The 13,725-nt window shown below is 63.5% G+C and carries 13 protein-coding genes and 1 tRNA gene; 8 read left to right on the forward strand and 6 right to left on the reverse strand.

All coding sequences use genetic code 11. The annotated features are described in order from the left end of the window. The first annotated feature begins 138 nt into the window (after window positions 1–138). Window positions 139–582, forward strand: coding sequence for a hypothetical protein (locus ACZ1JW_RS07690; protein WP_465142542.1), 444 nt, complete (start codon window positions 139–141; stop codon window positions 580–582). 100 nt (window positions 583–682) lie between these two features. Here the strand turns inward: ACZ1JW_RS07690 and clpS are convergent, their stop codons facing one another. The 3 genes from clpS to ACZ1JW_RS07705 all read right to left on the reverse strand — a co-directional run bounded on the left by clpS (window position 683) and on the right by ACZ1JW_RS07705 (window position 4,213). Beyond that, window positions 683–1,063 carry an ATP-dependent Clp protease adapter ClpS gene (gene clpS, locus ACZ1JW_RS07695; protein WP_465124090.1) on the reverse strand — a complete coding sequence of 127 codons (381 nt, stop codon included), beginning with the start codon at window positions 1,061–1,063 and terminating at the stop codon, window positions 683–685. 163 nt (window positions 1,064–1,226) lie between these two features. Continuing rightward, window positions 1,227–2,165, reverse strand: coding sequence for a phasin family protein (locus ACZ1JW_RS07700; RefSeq protein ID WP_465124089.1), 939 nt, complete (start codon window positions 2,163–2,165; stop codon window positions 1,227–1,229). Between the two features lie 155 nt (window positions 2,166–2,320). Further along, window positions 2,321–4,213: a PHA/PHB synthase family protein gene (locus ACZ1JW_RS07705; RefSeq protein WP_465124088.1), complete on the reverse strand. Its 1,893-nt coding sequence runs from the start codon at window positions 4,211–4,213 to the stop codon at window positions 2,321–2,323. Between the two features lie 192 nt (window positions 4,214–4,405). Here ACZ1JW_RS07705 and ACZ1JW_RS07710 point away from each other — a divergent pair, with 192 nt between their 5' ends. From ACZ1JW_RS07710 to ACZ1JW_RS07725, 4 genes are all read left to right on the forward strand, one after another. Further along, window positions 4,406–5,605 (forward strand): LL-diaminopimelate aminotransferase, encoded by a 1,200-nt coding sequence (locus ACZ1JW_RS07710; RefSeq protein ID WP_465124087.1) that lies wholly within the window; start codon window positions 4,406–4,408, stop codon window positions 5,603–5,605. A 197-nt stretch (window positions 5,606–5,802) separates the two neighbouring features. Continuing rightward, window positions 5,803–6,618 carry a crotonase/enoyl-CoA hydratase family protein gene (locus tag ACZ1JW_RS07715; RefSeq protein WP_465142543.1) on the forward strand — a complete coding sequence of 272 codons (816 nt, stop codon included), beginning with the start codon at window positions 5,803–5,805 and terminating at the stop codon, window positions 6,616–6,618. Window positions 6,619–6,639: 21 nt separating this feature from the next. Continuing rightward, window positions 6,640–8,025 (forward strand): RNB domain-containing ribonuclease, encoded by a 1,386-nt coding sequence (locus ACZ1JW_RS07720; protein WP_465142544.1) that lies wholly within the window; start codon window positions 6,640–6,642, stop codon window positions 8,023–8,025. 78 nt (window positions 8,026–8,103) lie between these two features. Continuing rightward, a tRNA-Cys gene (locus ACZ1JW_RS07725) sits at window positions 8,104–8,177 on the forward strand. Between the two features lie 350 nt (window positions 8,178–8,527). Here ACZ1JW_RS07725 and ACZ1JW_RS07730 read toward each other — a convergent pair. From ACZ1JW_RS07730 to cysD, 3 genes are read right to left on the reverse strand one after another with little or no spacing between them, the layout of a single operon-like run. Further along, window positions 8,528–8,800 carry a DUF2061 domain-containing protein gene (locus ACZ1JW_RS07730; protein WP_465124084.1) on the reverse strand — a complete coding sequence of 91 codons (273 nt, stop codon included), beginning with the start codon at window positions 8,798–8,800 and terminating at the stop codon, window positions 8,528–8,530. Window positions 8,801–8,834: 34 nt separating this feature from the next. Beyond that, entirely contained in the window at window positions 8,835–10,757 is a 1,923-nt protein-coding gene (gene cysN, locus ACZ1JW_RS07735; protein ID WP_465124083.1) for a sulfate adenylyltransferase subunit CysN, read from the reverse strand. Further along, the gene (cysD, locus tag ACZ1JW_RS07740; RefSeq protein ID WP_465142545.1) at window positions 10,757–11,680 is read right to left on the reverse strand and encodes a sulfate adenylyltransferase subunit CysD; all 924 of its coding nucleotides are present in this window, start codon (window positions 11,678–11,680) and stop codon (window positions 10,757–10,759) included. The genes cysN and cysD overlap by 1 nt, the downstream gene beginning before the upstream one ends. A gap of 190 nt (window positions 11,681–11,870) precedes the next feature. Here cysD and ACZ1JW_RS07745 point away from each other — a divergent pair, with 190 nt between their 5' ends. Genes ACZ1JW_RS07745 through ACZ1JW_RS07755 form a run of 3 tightly spaced genes read left to right on the forward strand, consistent with a single transcriptional unit; the run spans window position 11,871 to window position 13,723 of the window. Next, window positions 11,871–12,488 carry a ribonuclease D gene (locus tag ACZ1JW_RS07745; RefSeq protein ID WP_465142546.1) on the forward strand — a complete coding sequence of 206 codons (618 nt, stop codon included), beginning with the start codon at window positions 11,871–11,873 and terminating at the stop codon, window positions 12,486–12,488. A gap of 24 nt (window positions 12,489–12,512) precedes the next feature. Beyond that, window positions 12,513–13,157 (forward strand): LPS export ABC transporter periplasmic protein LptC, encoded by a 645-nt coding sequence (gene lptC, locus ACZ1JW_RS07750; RefSeq protein ID WP_465142547.1) that lies wholly within the window; start codon window positions 12,513–12,515, stop codon window positions 13,155–13,157. After that, window positions 13,154–13,723, forward strand: coding sequence for an LptA/OstA family protein (locus tag ACZ1JW_RS07755; RefSeq protein WP_465142548.1), 570 nt, complete (start codon window positions 13,154–13,156; stop codon window positions 13,721–13,723). Before lptC ends, ACZ1JW_RS07755 begins: the two co-directional genes overlap by 4 nt. The last annotated feature ends 2 nt before the right edge of the window (window positions 13,724–13,725 follow it).

Below are 13,725 nucleotides of genomic sequence, written 5' to 3' on the forward strand. Positions count from 1 at the left end.
GCGCAGGGACTAGCGTCATGCTCGGCCATGGGGAAGGGAAAAGCGGTAGAACAGCCAAGAGGTTAACTAAAGGTATGGAAAAACCAATCTGAAAGTTATAGTGCAGAAAAAGGTCGTTCCCTATCTGGAGGTTAGTCGATGTCGCATGAGCAAACCGGAGACGCCTGGTGGAGTGGCTTTGGCCGCAACGACGTTAGCCCGGACATGCTCGGCGATCTTGCGCAGTGGTGCGAACAACTCGGCCCCCACGAGCAGCGGCAGGGTTTTGATCGCGTGTTGCGCGAACTCGCCGATTTCGGAAACGAGCGGGAAGAAGCACTCAAGGGTGCGGCACTCGAGTGGATCGCACTTCTGGCCGACTCCGGCGCGTTCGAGAGCGCGGCGATCGCGATGATACCGCGCGATGCGATCTACACCGGTGGCCGGATGAAGGACGGCTCGTTCATCGCGCAAGTCATCCTCGACGGCGGCAGCGGCGCCCATTCGCGCGAGGCGGCGAGCCTGCCGATGGCATGGTTGGCGGCCTTGTTGCGCGCACTTGCGCGGCAGAGCGTGGAGCACCGCGCCGCAACATCTCACTGATTCACGCCAACGGGCAGGCTCATTCGCCTGCCTCCAGAATCGCAAAAGCCGGGCAATGACCCGGCTTTTCCCGTTTTCAGGCCCTGTCTCCCCGAAGGGGTCAGGCCTTCTCCAGCGTGCATTGCAAGGGGTGCTGGTTCTGCCGGGCGAAATCCATCACCTGGTTCACCTTGGTCTCGGCGATCTCGTAGGGAAAGATTCCGCAGACACCGACGCCGCGCTGGTGGACGTGGAGCATGACGCGCGTGGCCTGCTCGAGATCCATGTGGAAGAAGCGCTTGAGCACCATCACCACGAATTCCATCGGGGTGTAATCGTCGTTCAGCATCAGTACCTTGAACTGGCTCGGCTTCTTCGGCTTTGCGCGGGTCTTGGTGGCGATGCCAATCTGGTCATTGCCGCCGGGCCCACGCGAATCATCGTCACCGGCGCAGAGCGGCGCGGCGGACAGGTCCGTTCGGTCAGGGCGAATGATGCTCATGATGGCGGGAATATCGCATTCGCGGGCCCCATCCACAAGGGGCACGAAGGGGTTGGTCGGCACATGCAGACGAAAAGTTGCGCCAATACGACAAAGGGACCGGACGGAAAGCCGTCCGGTCCCTTGTTCGTTCAGGCAGCGCGAGGTGCGCCGCCACACGCCATCAGGCAGCGTGCTTGATCTTTTCGACCGCGAGGCTGACGCGGGTCGAGATCGGCTGGAATGCCTCGTTGGCAAGCTTCAGCATGGCTTCGCTGTTCTTCGAGCTTGCGGCAACCGCAGCGTCGAAGTTCTTGCGCAGCAGGGCCGACTGCTTCTCGAAGAATTCGGTGGGCGACTTGACCGTGGTCAGTTCCTTGACGTCAGCGGTCATCGCTTCGAAGGCCGACTTGGTTTCCTCGACGTAGCCCTTGGTCATTTCCTGCAGGCCGGTGGCGAGGATCTTCGACGATTCGACGACGGCTTCAACGTTACCCTTGGCGAAGGCGCCGGCATCGCCGAACGCAGCCTGGCTCTTCTCGAGCGCGGCCTTGGCCTTTTCCTGGGCGTCCTTGAACGCGGCGGTCATCTTTTCGGTGATTTCGGTGGTGGTAGCCATTGCGAACAGTTCCTTTCTTGGCGCCGGAGCCTTGAACTGGCTGACGCTCGCTTTCTTCACGCTGGGAGTGGCGGTGAAAGGACGCTGGGTTGCGGGCTTCACCGCGGCTGCCGGTGCAACCGCCATTGGCGGCTTGGCCGGACGGGCCTTGATTGCAGGCTTTGCGGCCTGTTTCACGGGCTTGGCCTTCACGACCTTGGGCTTGCGCGCATTGGGCGTGACGGCTTTGGCAACCGGAGCAGCGACCGCGTCCACCACGGGTGTTTCGGCGGGCTCTTCTGCTTCGGTGGTTGCAGCCACGGCAGTTTCGGCCTTGGGGGCGGAAACCTTCGGGGCACGGACCTTGCGCGGGCGAGCAGCCTTGGGCTGTTCGGCAACCGGCGCTTCGACCGTTTCTGCAACTGCATTTTCCGGTGCGGCTTCGGACGCGTCGGGCAGCGTTGCGGGCGCGTCCACCACGGGGGCGGATTCGGCCAGGCTGTCTTTCGTTTCTTCAACCATCATCGTAACTCCTGCTTGCGCGAGCGGCGAGATCCGAGGATCACTTCCACTCTTGCTGCAGTGCACAAAATAGGTTTTCGACGTCGAATGTCAAGAAATTTGTGCAGCGCACAAATTCCGGAACGGAGGCAATAAACTCCGACTTGTTGGTGGCTGGGTCAGCGGCTGCGGACGTAGCGGCCCGGGGCGTCTTCGATCACGCTGTCGCCGCGTGCGCCGGGAACGCGCTTGCCCTTCGCCGGAACCTGCGCAGGAGCTTGCTCGCGGATCCACTCGATCCAGTCTGGCCACCAGCTTCCCTTGGTTTCGCGGGCTCCCGCCACGAACTCTTCCAACGTCGAGGGATTATCGGGATTGAGCCAGTACTGGTACTTGCCAGAATCGGGTGGATTGACCACGCCCGCGATATGGCCCGACCCTGCCAGCAGGAACTTCCATGGGCCGGACAGATGCCGGGTCAGTTTCCATACGCTGTTCGGCGGCGCAATATGATCCTCGCGCCCGGCCTGAATGTAGCAGGGTGTTGCAATGCGGCGCAGATCCACCGGCGTGTTGTCGACCACCATCGCATCGGGAATCACCAGCCGGTTGTCGCGATAGAGATCGCACAGATAGGCCTTGTGCCATTTGCTCGGCAGGTTGGTCGTGTCACCGTTCCAGTGCAGGAGATCGAACGCCGGATAGTCCTCGCCCAGCAGGTAGTTGTTGACCACGTAGTTCCAGATCAGGTCCGTCCCGCGCAAGGCGTTGAACGTGGCCGCCATGTAGCGCCCGTCGAGATAACCGTCGGTCGAAAGGCTCTCCAGCATCTTGAGCTGGCCATCGTCGATGAAGTTCTTGAGTTCGCCCGCATCATCGAAATCGACTTGCGCCGTGAAAAACGTCGCGCTCGCCACCTTGTCGCCTTCGCCCCGGCGCGTAAGCACCGCCAGCGTCGCCGCGAGCGTCGTTCCGGCCACGCAATAACCGATCGTATGCACCGCAGGCACTTTCAGCCGCGCACGCACGTGGTCGATCGCTTCGATCTGGGCGCAGACGTAATCGTCCCAGACAATCTCCGCCATCGAGGCATCGGCCGATTTCCACGAGACCACGAACACCGTCAGCCCCTGCGCCACGGCCCAGCGGATGAAGCTCTTCTGCGGGTTGAGGTCGAGAATGTAGAAGCGGTTGATCCACGGCGGGAAGATAAGCAGCGGCGTCTCGAACACCTCGTCCGTGGTCGGGGTGTACTGGATCAGCTGATACAGCGGCGTCTCGTGCACCACTTTGCCCGGTGTCACCGCAATGTTGCGGCCAAGTTCGAACGCGTTGGGATCGGTGTGGGTGAGCTGACCCTTGCGCAGGTCATCCAGCAGATGCTCCACGCCCTTGACCAGATTTTCGCCGCGCGTCTCCATCGTCCGCTCGATCACCACCGGGTTGGTCAGCGGGAAGTTTGCGGGCGACAGCGCGTCCGTCACCACCTTGGTGGCAAAGCGCAGCTGCTCCTTTCGCTCGGGGCTGAGCCCTTGCGCTTCATCCGCCATCTGCTGGAGCTTTTCCGAGAGAAACAGATAGGTCTGGTGGATCAGGGCGAAGGCGGGCTGTTCGTGCCAGCGCTTGTCCTTGAAGCGGCGGTCCTGACGCGGAAGGGCAGGGGCGGCGCTGCTGCCGGTTCCGGCCGAGACGAACTGTCCCATCACCGACCCCCACAGCGCCATGCCTTCGTTCCACAGCTTCGCCTGCGTCTCGGCATGGGTGATCGGCAGCTGGCCGGCCATGGCCATGAAGGTCTGCGTCCACTTGCCGATGTCGCCCAGCCTGTTCAGCATCGGCTCTACCTGCCCTGCCTGCTCGGCGCTGAAATCGAGCCACATCTTCTGCAGCTTGGCTGCCGACATCGCCCAGTGCTGCAGGTCGGCAGGGTCGGTCGAGACGGCTTCGGCACCCGGCACCAGCGGCGCGAACATGGCCCGCATGGCCTCGCCCTGCTGGCGGAAGAGGTCCTCGAACACGATTGAGTCCCCAGAGGAGCCCAAAGGCGAATCACTCACCGTCTTGTCCGTCATTACCGTTCCCTGCCGTTACGTCATGGCCTTGTTGCAACGATCTATACACGCCGTGTGACAGCTTGTTAGCCCGCAGATGCATCTGCCGGACGACATCATGCGTCTATCGAGAGCAAGGTTTCCACAAGGGGGCAATTGGCGTAAGGGCCAAGCTGCGGCGATCCTGCCGCGCCTTTCGACGAGTATTCAACCGTGGACGAAGAATTCTACCGCATGAAGCGCCTGCCGCCCTACGTCATTGCCGAAGTCAACGGCATGCGGGCCGCCGCGCGCGCCGCCGGTAGGGACATCATCGACCTCGGCATGGGCAACCCCGATCTTCCCCCGCCCGATCACGTGATCGAGAAGCTGTGCGAAGTGGCGCGCAAGCCCGATGCGCATGGCTATTCGGCATCCTCGGGCATTCCCGGCGTGCGCAAGGCGCAGGCCAATTATTACGGCCGCCGTTTCAATGTCGATCTCGATCCCGAGACCGAAGTGGTGATGACGATGGGCTCGAAGGAAGGCCTTGCCAGCCTCGCCACCGCGATCACCGCGCCCGGCGATGTCGTGCTCGCCCCGAACCCGAGCTACCCGATCCACACCTTCGGCTTCATCATCGCCGGAGCGACCATCCGCTCGGTGCCGACCACGCCCGACGAGCGCTACTGGGATTCGCTCGACCGCGCGATGAAGTACTCGGTGCCGCGCCCCTCGATCCTGATCGTCAACTATCCGTCGAACCCGACGGCCGAGACGGTCGATCTCGCATTCTACGAGCGCCTTGTCGCCTGGGCCAAGGAGAACAAGGTCTGGATCCTGTCCGACCTTGCCTATTCCGAACTCTACTTCGACGGCAACCCGACCCGCTCGATCCTCGAAGTGCCGGGTGCCAAGGACGTGGCGGTCGAATTCACCTCGATGTCCAAGACCTTCTCGATGGCGGGCTGGCGTGTCGGCTTCGCGGTCGGCAACCAGCGCCTGATCGCGGCACTGAAGCGCGTGAAGTCCTACCTCGATTACGGTGCCTTCACCCCGATCCAGGCCGCCGCCTGCGCCGCCCTCAACGGCCCGCAGGACATCGTGCTGAAGAACCGCGAGCTTTATCAGAAGCGCCGTGATGTCATGGTCGAAGCCTTCGGTCGTGCCGGGTGGGAGATCCCCAGCCCCAAGGCCTCGATGTTTGCCTGGGCACCGCTCCCGCCGGCACTCAAGCACCTTGGCAGCCTCGAGTTCTCCAAACAGCTGCTCACCCATGCCGAAGTCGCGGTTGCCGCAGGCGTCGGCTATGGCGAGGACGGCGAGGGCTACGTGCGCATCGCCATGGTCGAGAACGAGCAGCGCCTCCGCCAGGCCGCGCGCAACATCAAGCGTTACCTGCAGTCGATGGGCGTCAATTCTTCGGCCGCCTGAGGCTAACTTGCACTGAAAGCGCGCTCCTCGTCATTGCGAGGAGCGAAGCGACGAAGCAATCCAGAGCGGTGCTGCGCCGACGCTGGATTGCTTCGCTCCGCTCGCAATGACGAGCGATGAACACCATCATCCGTCAAATCAGGAGACTGGACCCCCGCAGCGGGCTGGGGCAACCTGCTCACCGGAAACCAGAACGGATGCCTGCAATGAACTTCCACGAGCGCGTCACCGTTACCATCGCGGACCACGTCGCCCATGTCCTGCTCGACCGGGCGGACAAGATGAACGCACTGGACGATGCCATGTTCGAAGCGATCGTCGCGGCGGGCCATCACCTTCACGGCGAACGCGGCGTGCGCGCGGTGGTGCTGTCGGGCGCAGGTCGCTCGTTCTGCGCGGGGCTCGATCTGTCTAGCATGGGCAACACGTCCCGCTGGAAGGATGAAGGCGACGGGGGCCTTACCGCCCGCACCCACGGCAATGCCAACCGTCCGCAGCAGGCGGCTATGGTATGGCGCAAGCTGCCGATGCCGGTGATCGCCGCTGTCCACGGCGTCTGCTTCGGTGGCGGCCTGCAGGTGGCAAGCGGCGCGGACATCCGCTTCATTGCGCCTGATGCGCGGCTGGCGGTGATGGAAGTGAAGTGGGGCCTTGTCCCCGACATGGCCGGATACGCCCTGTGGCGCGGCAACGTGCGCGACGACGTGTTGCGCGAACTGACTTACACCCACCGCGAATTCAGTGGCGAGGAAGCCGTTCGCTTCGGTTTCGCCACCCATGTCAGCGCCGATCCGCTCGCCGATGCCATGAAGCTCGCGAAAGAGATCGCCTGGAAAAGCCCGACCGCCGTTCGTGGGGCAAAGCTGCTTTCCAACCGTACGCCTGACATGACCGTCGACGAAGTGCTCATGGCCGAATCGGTTGCCCAGCATGAACTGATGTATTCGAAGAACCAGATCGAAGCCGTGCGCGCCGGAATGGAAAAGCGCCCGGGCGAATTTGTCGATCCGTAACAGTCTGGTAGGCCAGGTCGGATGAAGGCCATTCACGATCCTACCGGCGCGCTTGCATCGGGTCTCGCGGCGATCCGCCAGCAGTTTCAGGTGCCGCAGGGCTTCCCTCGCGAAGTCCTTGCCGCCGCTGAACTTGCCGCGTTGAAGTCTCCGGGCGCTGAACACGAAGACCGCACCGACCAGCCTTTCGTCACCTTAGATCCGGCCAGTTCCACCGATCTCGATCAGGCCTTCCATGTCGAGGAAGCGGGCGACGATCTCCTGCTTCACTACGCCATTGCCGATGTCGCATGGTTCGTGGCCGACGGCGATCCGCTCGATGTCGAGGCATGGAAGCGCGGCGAGACGCTCTACCTGCCCGATGGCAAGGCCGGGCTCTATCCGCCTGCGTTGGCCGAAGGCGCGGCGAGCCTCCTGCCCCAAAGCCCGCGCCCGGCGGTCGTCTTCACCGTCCGCCTCGGCCCCGATGGCGAGGCGCGGCTCGATGGTGCCTGCCGCGCCCTGATCCGCAGCCGCGCCAAGCTCGCCTACGACAGCGTCACCGATGCAGACCTTCCGCCTGCTTTCGCCCGCTTTGCCGAACGTGTGAACGATGCCGAAGCGGCGCGCGGTGCCGCCCGCGTCGATCCGCCCGAACAGGAAGTCGAGGCGCTGGGCGACGGGCGCTATGCCTTGTCCTTCCGCCCGCTGCTCGCCTCGGAACGGCGCAACGCCGCGCTGTCGCTGGCAGCGAACCTCGCCATTGCCGCCGCGCTCCAGAAGGCAGGCACCGGCCTGTTCCGCGTCATGGCAGGCCCGAGTGCCAAGGCCATGGCGCGCCTGCGCAGCACGGCGGCGGGCCTCGGCCTTGCGTGGCCCGAAGGCATGGACCTCAAGACGCTCGAACGCGGCCTCGACCAGCGCAACCCCGCCCACGCCGCCTTTATGCTTGCCGTCCGCCGTGCCGGAACCGGCGCAGGCTATGCGCCATGGATACCCGGCGTCACCCCCTGGCACGAGGCGATTGCCGCGACCTACGCCCACGCCACTGCGCCATTGCGCCGCCTCGCCGACCGCTACGTGATCCGTGCAACGCTCGCCGTCGCCAATGGCCAGCCTCTCGATCCGCAAGTCGAGGACGCCTTCCGCCGCCTCCCCGGCGTGATGGCCAAGGCCGAAGCCCTCTCCGGTCAGATCGAGCGCGCCGTGATCGACCTTGCCGAAACCGTCCTGCTCCACGGACGAGAGGGCGAGACGTTCAAGGCTTGCGTGACAGACTCGGATGGCGATTCGGCCCGCGTGCAACTGCTCGGCCTGCCCATCGTTTCGCGCGCCCGCATTCCCGGCGCCACGCCCGGAGCCCGGGTCGACTTGCGCCTCGCCGCGGTCGACAGCAAGGCCCGCCGCCTCACCTTCGCCCCGGCTTGATCACGCGCGCGCAAGAACCCCTTGCGGCAAGCCCCCGTTCCGGCTAACCGCGCCGAACCACGCAGCTCCTGCGATCGAGGCCCGATGGCGGAGTGGTTACGCACCGGATTGCAAATCCGTTTACGCCGGTTCGATTCCGGCTCGGGCCTCCAGCATTACAGGCACTTACGGCAAACGATGATGACCCTTGGTCCCATGTGGGGGACTTTGCGGGGGAAAGTTGTTGTGCAGGGGATTCAGACCCTCAAATCCATCGGCCGAGCAGCAAGATTTGGAGGCTCTGAAGGAGTCTCGCAGCGGGAGTCTGGCAAGGGGACTTTCGAGCCGCGCGTCGAAAGACACCGAGTCGCCAGACGCCATTTGCGGTTCTATGTTTCGGCAGAACTCACAGAGGTGGCTTTTGCGGAAAAGTCGACTGAGAATTCGCGGCTTGATTCAAGGCTGTCTCTCGGAAACGGCGTCGCGCGAGGTGATTGGGTCGAGGAGCCTCTATCCACGAAATCTAGAGCAGCCCAGCCTCGCCACTGATCTGTGCCGTGTCATCGGCCACGACGGGGCGTTGCGTGCCCCAGTGGATCGAGCTCCAGACCCGCTCGTGGAAGTAGTAGAGCCCGATCTTGGTGATCACTTCGGTGCCGGCAATGGCACCGGCGGCTTTGGCGCTGCCGGTGAACAGCAGGCTGAGCAGGAAGGTGTCGATGCTCCCTAGCGCGCGCCAGCTGATTGCCTTGATGACCGAGCGGGAATGGTTCTCGTGCCCGTGAAACAGAATCATTCGCGGTTCCCCATGCCCGACCTCTTGGGCTCCCTTAAATCGTGGGAGCCCAACCGAGAAGCGCATTTACGATGCGCTCTGCTGCGTCCTCGGGTGATTCGGTGGTGGTATCGACGCGGAAGTCCGGGCTCTCCGGGGCTTCATAGGGACTGTCGATTCCGGTGAAGTTCTTGAGCTGGCCGGAGCGAGCCTTCTTGTAGAGCCCCTTGACGTCGCGTGCTTCGGCCACTTCCAGCGGGGTGTCGACGAAGATCTCGACGAACTCGCCGTCTGCCATCAGCGAACGCACCATTTCGCGTTCGGCGCGGAAGGGACTGATGAAGGCGGTCAGCACGATCAGGCCGGCATCGGTCATCAACTTGGCCACTTCACCGACGCGGCGGATGTTCTCGATGCGGTCAGCCTCGGTAAAGCCCAGGTCCTTGTTCAGGCCGTGGCGCACGTTGTCGCCATCGAGCAGGAAGGTGTGCTTGCCGACCGCATGCAGGCGCTTCTCGACCATGTTGGCGATGGTCGACTTGCCCGAGCCCGAAAGCCCGGTGAACCAAAGCACCTTGGGCTGCTGCTGCTTGAGAGCGGCATGGGCCTCGCGGCTCACGTCCAGCGCCTGCCAATGCACGTTCTGCGCACGGCGCAGGCTGAAGTTGAGCATGCCGGCCGCGACTGTGGCGTTGCTCATCTTGTCGATCAGCACAAAGCCGCCCAGCGTGCGGCCATCGTTGTAGGCCTCGAACACGATCGGCTTGTCGGTGGCGATCTCGGCCACGCCAATGGCATTCAGTTCCAGCGTCTTGGCCGCCAGATGCTCCATCGTGTTGACGTTCACGACGTACTTCGGCTGCTGCACGGTGACCGAGACGGTCTGCGTGGCGAGCTTGAGCCAGTAGGCGCGGCCGGGCAGCATGGCTTCGTCATTAAGCCACACCAGCGTCGCCTCGAACTGGTCGGCGGCCTGTGGCGGATTGTCAGCCAGAGAGATCACGTCACCGCGCGAGCAGTCGACCTCGTCGGCAAGGCACAGCGTGACCGACTGGCCTGCGACGGCCTGATCGAGATCGCCATCGAGCGTGACGACGCGCGTGACCTTGCTGGTCTTGCCCGAGGGCAGGACGCGGATTTCGTCGCCCGGCTTTACCGAGCCCGTTGCGATGAGGCCCGAGAAACCGCGGAAGTCGAGGTTGGGGCGGTTGACCCACTGCACCGGCATGCGGAATGGCTTGTCGGCATCGACCGAGGACAGGACTTCGACCGTCTCGAGATGCTCGACCAGCGTCGGGCCCTTGTACCACGGGGTGTTGGCCGAGGGCGTGGTGATGTTGTCGCCCTTGAAGCCGGAGATCGGCATGGCGGTGAAGCTCTCGATGCCGATCGAGCGGGCGAACTCGGTGTAGTCCTTGACGATGGCATCGAAGACGACGGGATCGTAGTCGACGAGGTCCATCTTGTTGACCGCGAGGACGATGTTGCGGATGCCGATCAGGTGGCACAGGTAGGAGTGGCGGCGCGTCTGTACCAGCACGCCCTTGCGCGCATCGATCAGGATGACCGCAAGGTCGGCGGTCGAGGCGCCGGTCACCATGTTGCGGGTGTACTGCTCGTGGCCGGGGCAATCGGCGACGATGAACTTGCGCTTCTCGGTGTTGAAGAAGCGATAGGCGACGTCGATGGTGATGCCCTGCTCACGCTCGGCGGCGAGGCCATCAACCAGCAGCGCGAAGTCGATCTCCTGCCCTTGCGTGCCAACCTTCTTCGAATCGTTCTCGAGTGCGGCGAGCTGGTCTTCGAAGATCATCTTCGAATCATAGAGCAGGCGGCCGATCAGCGTAGACTTGCCATCGTCCACCGACCCGCAGGTGATGAACCGCAGCATGGTCTTGTGCTGGTGCTGCTCGAGATAGGCGTCGATGTCCTCGGCGATGAGGGCTTCGGTCTGATAGATTACGTCCTGCGTGGTCATCAGAAGTACCCCTGCTGCTTCTTCACTTCCATGCCGGCGCCGCCGGCATCCTTGTCGATCACGCGGCCCTGGCGTTCGCTGGTGGTGGTCAGCAATGTCTCCTGGATCACTTCCGGCAGCGTCTTGGCGGTGCTCTCCACTGCGCCGGTCAGCGGGAAGCAGCCCAGCGTGCGGAAGCGGACCGACTTCATCGTGATCTCGGGACGATAGCCCAGCACCTTCTCCAGACGCGGAATGTCGTCGGCCATGAACAACTGGCCTTCCCACTCGTAAGTCGGGCGCTCGTCCGCGAAGTAGAGCGGGACGATCGGCACGTCGTTCAAGTGGATGTACTGCCAGATGTCGAGCTCGGTCCAGTTCGAGATCGGGAAGACGCGGATCGACTCGCCCTTGTTCTTGCGGGCGTTGTAGAGGTTCCAAAGCTCGGGGCGCTGGTTCTTGGGGTCCCAGCCGTGGCTGGCGGTGCGGAACGAGAAAATGCGCTCCTTGGCGCGGCTCTTCTCCTCGTCGCGGCGTGCACCGCCAAAGGCTGCATCGAAGCCATACTTGTCGAGCGCCTGCTTCAACCCTTCGGTCTTCCACATGTCGGTATGGAGCGCGCCGTGATCGAACGGGTTGATGCCCTTCTCGGCGGCTTCGGGGTTCTGGTAGACCAGCAGTTCCATGCCGCTCTCGGTCGCCATCTTGTTGCGCAGCGCGTACATGTCCTGGAACTTCCAGGTGGTGTCGACGTGCAGCAGCGGGAACGGCGGCGGCGAGGGGTAGAAGGCCTTGCGCGCAAGGTGCAGCATCACCGCGCTGTCCTTGCCGACCGAATAGAGCATGACGGGATTGGTCGCCTCGGCCACCACCTCACGCATGATGTGAATCGCCTCGGACTCAAGTCGCTCAAGATGCGTCAGGGTCTTCTTATCCAATGTCACGGTCAGGCGCTCCGTTGTTGCGTTGCGGCTATTTGCGCGATTCGCGCAGAACCCGGTGCTCCCATTTGGGAGCGATGGCCAAGAGGCAAAACTTTGATGCGATAAATGACCGCTTCTGCGACGTAGTGCGGGACCTCTGCGCAGGGACACAGAGCTTGCGACCCGTTGTCCAACCGCCTAAGCGACAGGGATGGCCGTTTATTTCCACGAAGAAGACCTCCCCGAGGGCGTGCTTGCGCCAGGTCCCGTCGCTGTCGACACCGAAACGATGGGGCTGATCACCCCGCGTGACCGCCTTTGCGTCGTGCAGATTTCGGATGGTAGAGGGGACGAGCACCTCGTCCGCTTTTCGCCCGGCAGCAGCTTTGCCGCGCCGAACCTGAAGGCAGTGCTGGCCGATCCTGCGCGGATCAAGCTTTACCACTTCGCCCGGTTCGACCTTGCCGCGATCGAGCATTACCTCGGCGTCGTCGCCGCGCCCGTGTTCTGCACCAAGATCGCCTCGAAGCTGGTGCGTACCTACACCGACCGCCACGGACTCAAGGATCTCGTGCGCGAACTGCTTGGCAAGGAAATCTCCAAGCAGCAGCAGTCGAGCGACTGGGGCGGTCCGGTGCTTAGCGATGCCCAACAGGAATATGCCGCGTCCGACGTGCGCCATCTCCATGCGATGCACACCATTCTTGTCGAGCGGCTGGAACGCGAAGGCCGCACCGCGATGGCGCAGGCCTGCTTCGATTTCCTGCCGATGCGGGCCAGGCTCGATCTTGCTGGTTGGGCCGAGCGCGACATCTTCAGCCACGAGTAAGGCGGGGACAGGCAAGCCAGCGCGATGACCGTACAGGCCGACATGATCCGCACCCGGCGTCGTGGCTTTGCCGCGCCGGGCGGCTTTCACGACCGGCTGGTGCATTTCCTCGCCCGCGCTCTCCCGGCACTCGTCGGCGGATTGCTGGCGGTGATGATCATCGCCCCGATTTCCCCACGCGGCGAGATCAGCTTCCTGCTCGACCGGCGCAAGGTCGCCGTGCTGAACGACCGCTTGCAGGTTTCCAGCGCGATGTATCGCGGGCAGGACGACGATGGGCGCAATTTCTCGATCACCGCAGGGTCCGCCGTCCAGCGATCCAAGGCCCAGCCGCTGATCCAGCTCGACCAGCTGACCGCCCGCATCATGCTGGACGATGGTCCTGCCCTGCTGACGGCGGGCAAGGGCAACTACGATTTCGGCAAGGAGATCGTCGACATCGTAGGACCGATCAACTTCCAGACCTCCGACGGTTACCGTATGACGGCGACCAACGTCGACATCGACTTGGGGCGCAAGTTGCTCAAGAGCCGGGGGCCGGTCGAAGGTCGCATTCCGGCTGGGACCTTCTCGGCCGACCGGATTCGTGCAGACCTTTCGGAACGCACTGTAATGCTTGATGGAAACGCCCGCCTCCGCATGGTGCCGGGCAGGATGCAGATGCCATGACCATGACCCGCACCACGCTTGATATCATCCGCTCTGCCCGCCCCTTGCGCTGGGGGGTGATCGGTTTCGCCGGTTCCGCCGCGCTGATCGCCGGGGCACAGCATCTTTCGGCGCAGGGCATTGCCGGGCACGACAGCAAGGCTCCGGTCAACTACGCCGCCGACCGCATCGAGGTGCAGGACAAGGCGAAGCGCGTGGTGCTCTCGGGCAATGTCGACATCAACCAGTCGGACCTGCGCATGCAGGCGGCGCGCACCACCGTGGCCTATAGCGACACGGGCGATATCCAGATCGAACGCATCGATGCGACCGGCGGAGTGCAGGTCAATCGTGGTGGCGAAAGCGCCAAAGGCGATGTCGCGGTGTACGACTTCAATCGCAATGTCATCACCATGACGGGCAACGTCGCGCTGCGCCGCAATGGCGATACGCTGAACGGCGGGCGTCTCGTCATTGATCTCGACTCGGGCCTGTCGAGCGTCGACGGTCGAAGCGGCGGCGGTGCGGCAGGCGGCAATGGCGGCCGCGTGACCGGTACCTTCAACGTCCGCAATACCAAGAACTGAAG

The sequence above is a fragment of the Novosphingobium sp. BL-A-28-Hi1-0D genome, from assembly GCF_055521755.1.